The sequence below is a fragment of the Rhodanobacter thiooxydans LCS2 genome, from assembly GCF_000264375.1.
Taxonomy (GTDB): Bacteria; Pseudomonadota; Gammaproteobacteria; order Xanthomonadales; family Rhodanobacteraceae; genus Rhodanobacter; species Rhodanobacter thiooxydans.
The window spans coordinates 1-475 of record NZ_AJXW01000119.1; the positions used below are offsets into that span (position 1 = coordinate 1).

Genomic DNA, 475 nt, shown 5'->3' on the forward strand with positions numbered 1-475 from the left:
CGCTCTTGCTGCCGAACGCTTGAATTGAGCGGCGGCGAAGCCGTCCGCCTCGAATGAGTGGTTAGGCATCAGCAAGCCCGCCCGTGCGACTAACAAAGCTCTTGCCGAACCAAGTGCCCACTATAAGAGCTGCAACAAGCACAGCCCACTCCGCTAAAACAAAAGCCCTTGGGCCGTCGTCAAGCCAAGGAGAGAGGGCCAGGGAAAAAAGAGTTGCGGCAAGCACTTGGAGAAAAAGAGCAATCCAGGCATGAGCGAATGGCCTGATGGGGCTTCGTGCCGCGAAGTATCCAAAGAGCACCGAGCAAACGACAAGGGACGCGGCCTTGCCGATGAAAAATGCCGAGACGCCTGATCCGGGCGGCGACAAGAGACCTTCGAGGAAACCGATAGCGAACTGAGCGGCGAACAATGAGAGTGCGAGCCACATGATCCTTTGCCAGTTCACGAAATACTCCGACTGATGCCTAACGCT

General features: G+C 56.6%; 1 protein-coding gene. It reads right to left on the reverse strand.

All coding sequences use genetic code 11. The annotated features are described in order from the left end of the window. Window positions 1-61: 61 nt before the first annotated feature. Window positions 62-475 (reverse strand): hypothetical protein (locus UUA_RS19525; RefSeq protein WP_008439552.1); only part of this gene is annotated, 414 nt, incomplete at its 5' end.